The organism is Aquitalea sp. ASV15 (genome assembly GCF_016429115.1).
GTDB classification, from domain to species: domain Bacteria; phylum Pseudomonadota; class Gammaproteobacteria; order Burkholderiales; family Chromobacteriaceae; genus Aquitalea; species Aquitalea magnusonii.
The window spans coordinates 1-477 of the sequence record NZ_JAELTZ010000128.1; the positions used below are offsets into that span (position 1 = coordinate 1).

The window sequence follows — 477 nt, forward strand, 5'->3', positions numbered from 1 at the left end:
GCAAGCGCCTGTGCGAAAGCCTGCACCTGGTGCTGACCGACGTGGAAATGCCGGAAATGGACGGCTATATGCTGACCAAGCTGATCAAGAGCGACCCGCGCTTTGCCGGCATCCCGGTACTGATGCACTCCTCGCTGTCCGGCACCTCCAACCAGAAGCTGGGCCAGTCTGTCGGCGTCGACGAATATGTTTCCAAGTTCGAAGCCCAGAAGCTGTCGATGAAACTGCGCGAAATGCTCAACCTGGCCAAGAACTAAACCAAACCGGACAGTCATTCGGAAGAGGGAAAAAATATGTCAGCAACAGATGCATCCTTGCTTGCCAGTGTCGATGCCCGTACCAAACTGGCCGGCTCCAACAAGATGGAAATCCTGCTGTTTTCGCTGGGTACCCGCGAAACCTTCGGCATCAATGTATTCAAGGTGCGCGAGGTATCGCAGACGCCGGCCATCACCAAAACCCCCAACATGCCCTTTG

2 protein-coding genes are annotated in these 477 nt (G+C 55.6%); both read left to right on the top strand.

The annotated features are described in order from the left end of the window. Positions 1–257: response regulator (locus tag JHD64_RS21130; RefSeq protein WP_199055577.1), on the top strand; the 257-nt coding region annotated here is incomplete at its 5' end. A 36-nt stretch (positions 258–293) separates the two neighbouring features. Continuing rightward, a partial coding sequence (locus tag JHD64_RS21135) for a chemotaxis protein CheW (RefSeq protein ID WP_199052825.1) occupies positions 294–477 on the top strand: 184 nt, incomplete at its 3' end.